The 4,347-nt window shown below is 40.6% G+C and carries 4 protein-coding genes and 2 pseudogenes; 1 reads left to right on the top strand and 5 read right to left on the bottom strand.

Annotated features, from left to right (window positions below; all coding sequences use genetic code 11):
• Nucleotides 1–30: 30 nt before the first annotated feature.
• The 3 genes and pseudogenes from ASJ81_RS09200 to lysS all read right to left on the bottom strand — a co-directional run.
• A pseudogene (locus ASJ81_RS09200) lies at nucleotides 31–315 on the bottom strand (DUF6444 domain-containing protein); the annotation flags it as partial.
• A 214-nt stretch (nucleotides 316–529) separates the two neighbouring features.
• Nucleotides 530–1,210, bottom strand: a complete 681-nt coding sequence (locus tag ASJ81_RS09195) for a class I SAM-dependent methyltransferase (RefSeq protein ID WP_095644213.1) — start codon at nucleotides 1,208–1,210, stop codon at nucleotides 530–532.
• Between the two features lie 18 nt (nucleotides 1,211–1,228).
• Nucleotides 1,229–2,842 (bottom strand): lysine--tRNA ligase, encoded by a 1,614-nt coding sequence (lysS, locus tag ASJ81_RS09190; protein ID WP_095644212.1) that lies wholly within the window; start codon nucleotides 2,840–2,842, stop codon nucleotides 1,229–1,231.
• Nucleotides 2,843–2,919: 77 nt separating this feature from the next.
• Here lysS and ASJ81_RS22130 point away from each other — a divergent pair, with 77 nt between their 5' ends.
• A complete protein-coding gene (locus tag ASJ81_RS22130) occupies nucleotides 2,920–3,228 on the top strand; it encodes a hypothetical protein (protein ID WP_141241643.1) in 309 nt (102 codons plus the stop codon).
• Nucleotides 3,229–3,859: 631 nt separating this feature from the next.
• Here ASJ81_RS22130 and ASJ81_RS09180 read toward each other — a convergent pair.
• Both ASJ81_RS09180 and ASJ81_RS09175 read right to left on the bottom strand, forming a co-directional pair.
• Nucleotides 3,860–4,156, bottom strand: a complete 297-nt coding sequence (locus ASJ81_RS09180; protein WP_095644210.1) for a hypothetical protein — start codon at nucleotides 4,154–4,156, stop codon at nucleotides 3,860–3,862.
• A 24-nt stretch (nucleotides 4,157–4,180) separates the two neighbouring features.
• A pseudogene (locus ASJ81_RS09175) lies at nucleotides 4,181–4,347 on the bottom strand ([dimethylamine--corrinoid protein] Co-methyltransferase); the annotation flags it as partial.

Genomic DNA, 4,347 nt, shown 5'->3' with positions numbered 1-4,347 from the left:
GCAGCAGTTCAAAGAATGCTCTATTACCTAATCAGGATTATCAACCATTTTAAGAGTTGTTCCTGGATGACCTTCTTGACCTCCAGGGTTCTTTTCGCTCTTTTTACGGAGACTCTTGGGATTAGGTTTTCCTTTGACAAAAAAATCAGTAGAAGGAGGTTTACTGCTGTTTCTGCTATTTTGATTTAAGCGAGATTCTAAAACTTGCAATTTTTCACTAAGCTGTTTTATTTGAGATTCAAGACTCTCAATGTAAGTTGCAATAACTTCAGGATTTGAAGTACACAGAGCAAGAATCTCTTCACGTTTCATCAAAGATAGAAATAACTCATTGTAAATCCAATTTTTCCTCGAAAAGAGGAAAAATTGTGTAGCCCTAAAAAGGCTACCTGAATAGTAACAGTAATTTTTGATAAAACTTTTTTCTAAAAAGTTTTCGATAAAACTTTTTTCTAAGTAATTTTTGATAAAACTTTTTTCTAAAAAGTTTTCGATATAGCTTTTTTCTAAGTTGTTTTGAGAGAAGGAGTCAAGATTTTCGAAAGATTCCTTTTATCAGATGTCTCCTGTAAACTGTCCCTCTGAAGGTTTTTTCTTTTACTGCATCTTCCAGCTCTATAATCTCTAAATCCTTGAAAAGGGCCCTGACCTCTTCTTTAGTAAAATAGTGATAGATTATTCCATTTTGCCGGGCAAAAGTCCTTTCTTCAAAAGGGATTGAAGTTTCTCCTCCGCAACGCATATCTTTATATCCGAAGGCCTCAAAGAAGAAAAAACCTCCCTCCTTCAGTATATGACTGAGTTCCGTGACAGCAAATTCCCTTTCTGCTTTGAAGAGATGCTGAAGTACCCCGTAACAGAGAATTCCGTCAAAAATTCGGGTTTTGAAGGGCAGATCCAGGATACTTGCACCAAGATGCTCTGCAAATTTGCCACTTCTTGCAAGCTGAGCTCTGGAACCATTAAGGGCTGTTAAAGAAATGTCAATTCCTATTGTGTTGTAATGCCTTGCAAGTTCACCAAGGTATCTGCCATTTCCTGAGCCTGCATCAAGAATTTTGGATCCGGGCAGAAGACGAGTCTGGATGTCCTGGATAGGAGCAGGCCCACCCCATTTCAGGTGGGTATATTCTTTGTCCCAGGCCAGAAAGTGATTTTTCGTGGAGCTTGCCTGTGAATCTGCGAGGTTAAAAGTGTCTGCTTTATCCATGTTTGCGATTCATCATGTTTATGCGTGTTTTTCAGGGCTATAATTTGAAGCTTCCTCAAATCTTTCTACCAGGAACTCTTTTTCAAATGAAGATAGGAACCATCCTGCTTTAGGGCCTGAGCTCTGCCCGAGTAATGAAATGTAAATTGCTTTGAAAAGCTCCTTAGGGTCAACCTGCGGAGCAGGAGTGCCCAGCTTTTCTGCAATCCGCTTGTTCAGTTCGGAACCCTCATCCTTTGCAGAGTAGACCAGCATATGGTATTCTTCTCCACTGATTTCGCCTCTTGACTCGATAAGGGCTGCAAATGCTGAAAGAAAGGCTTTCTGAAGCTCAGACAGGGTTGCTGCCTGCACAGGCACCTTTTCTTTAACCTTAAACTTGGCAAAGGGTGGAGCATAGAGTTTTAGCCATTTAGATACATTGTCTGCCAGTTCTTTTATACACTTTTCATCTTCAGTTGAAAAACCTGAACGTTTTACAATTTTCAGGATTCGGTCAAAATCTCCCCTTGCTACCTGATATATAGTCACCATCTGCTTGAAAGGAATTTCAGACTGGCAAATTCCAGTTGCCCTGGAAAGTTCATACACTCTTCTCTGAAAAGCCCCGAGTGCAGGATCATTTTCCCTGAACTGCGTCCTGAGCCGTTCATATTCGTCCACAAGGGTGAGAAGAGGTTGTCCAGGGTCGAATTGAATGTGCTTTTCAGGTTTTGTGCGAATGATCAGGTAGCGAAGAACTTCAGGAGGCACAACTTCCAGCATGTCCGAAATGGAGACAACTACTCCTGTAGAAGAAGACATTGCCCCTTGTTTTCCAAGCATTATCCATTCATAGACAATTGGATATGGAGGTTCGTGCCCGAAAATTTCTCTTACTATCCTCTTTCCGGTATCATAAGAACCGCCCTTCGAAGCATGGTCCTTTCCGAAAGGTTCAACAGTCACCCCTAAAACTGACCAGCGGGCAGGCCAGTCTACGCGCCAGGTAAGTTTTCCTCCTCCTGCCATAGGTACGGTTCCCGAATGCCCGCATGCACAGACATAGTCCACGGTTTCGGCTTCCAGATCAAAGCCCGTTACCTTCGTGGTTGTGATCCTTCCGCATTGATCGCATCTGGGATTGAAAGGGCTCCAATCAGGAGCTACAGTTTTTCCCGATATTTCTTCCAGGATTTTTGCTATGGTATCTCTTTTAATAAGGGCAGTTTTTATTGCTTCAGTGTATTTGCCTGTCTTGTACATTTCATCTGCCCTGTAAACTTGAGGATTAATTCCAAGTCGCCTGAGAGCTTCCAGGAAAGGTTTCAAGAAATGCTCGGCATAGTTTGCACAGTCTCCGCAGGGACAGGGAATTTCGGAAATGGGTTTTCCCACATGTTCGGCATAACTCTCGGGGAGGAATGGGTAAACCTTGCGCAGGGGATCATAATTGTCAGCAATATAGATAAAGTCGGCATCTGCTCCTTTATCAATTAGATCCCTATAAACAGCATCTGCAGTCACGACTTCTCTCATGTTGCCTATATGGATGTGTCCAGATGGAGTAATGCCTGTAGCAACAAGATGTTTGTCGTTCTTTTTTAGCACGTCTTCTGCTATGACGTCTGCCCAGTGAATTGTGTCAGCCATATTTCTCACCAGAATCAAGCCTTTTGAAACAACCCTTTTGAAACAACCCTTTTGAAACAACCCTTTTGAAAAAAGGCTTGACCGAAAAGCCCATCAATGATGTGATCGGCGTGATCGCAACCCTTTTGAAAAAAGGCTTGACCGAAAAGCCCATCAATGATGTGATCGGCGTGATCGCAACCCTTTTGAAAAAAGGCTTGACCGAAAAGCCCATCAATGATGTGATCGGCGTGATCGCAACCCTTTTGAAAAAAGGCTTGACCGAAAAGCCCATCAATGATGTGATCGGTGTGGGGTCGCAAGCCTTTTCGAACAACCTTTTTTTAAAAGGCTTGATCGAAAATCTCTCTATGAGGTATGGTAATAATCCTTTTCAAAAGGTTTGATAGAAACCCGTTGGAAAACTATTAATTTCTGGATAATTATCGCAAGCCTTTTAAAAAAGGGTTTAAGCGAAAAACTTTGAGTTCCCTGCATAATTATCATTTGAACTAATAAACTTTGGGCTTGAAGGCATAAACTTTGAGCTGGGAGGCAAGGAGCTGGAATCCGTTTTATATTTTGCTTTTATTGGCGATAAAAGATGTAAGTGAAATCTAAAAGGAAACCTAAGTGTAAAAAATAAAAAAAGGAGAAAAATCAATGGAGGTTCAAAGGCAAATTAACTCAGAAGTCTGCAGATTTACGGAGATTTAATATGGCACCTTATTGAGTAAGTCAAGTAAACTTGACTTGCCAATAAATAAAAGCACGTAAAAATATATAAATATTTCGAAATGGGTTGAGCACGGATAAAAATCTTATCAATAATAGAACAAGCTAGATGAAAACAAAGGAAACTTATAAGATCAATATAAAAATAATATGAAAGAATCAAAAATTTGTGAAGCTCAAGAAATTAGGATAGCATTGTTTACAACATCCTTGTTTGCTATTGTCTGCGAAAAGTATGGAAAAATCAACAATAAAAAGGATGTTAAATGTTTACTATCAATACTTTTTGTAGTTTCAACAACTTCATGAGTAAATGTAACTTTGCCAGTGTAACTCTACCAGTATAACTCTGCCATTTACAGCGCAGATACCTCCCAGATATAGCTCTACACGGTGGATTACAGTTGAGAATTCGCTGGGTTGTATCAGAAAATGAGTGGAATCTATAAAAGTAAAATGACAGCAGGGACGGTGGTCGCTATTTTCCAAGGAAGAACTTTTCGGACCTGCCTGAGTGGTTTGATGGTCGTTTTCTGCTATTTTTAGCAGGTCCGATTTTGTCCAGTCTGGATCTTGTTTATCCCTGCTGTGGAGGAACATTCAGGCTGCTGCCTGAGTTTTTTCTTAGGCTATCTGCTTTCTGAAAAGATTGCAGGAATTAATCTTAATATCAAGCAACTTTTCGATATTCATCTTTGCAGCAATACCTTTTGCAGCACCTGGTACTGACGTTACCACACCGATATCGAGTTCTTCACGCAGCTCTCTCATAACATGCTCGTCTACGAGGT

Source organism: Methanosarcina spelaei (genome assembly GCF_002287235.1).
Lineage (GTDB): Archaea > Halobacteriota > Methanosarcinia > Methanosarcinales > Methanosarcinaceae > Methanosarcina > Methanosarcina spelaei.
This window is presented reverse-complemented; position numbering and strand designations above follow the sequence as displayed.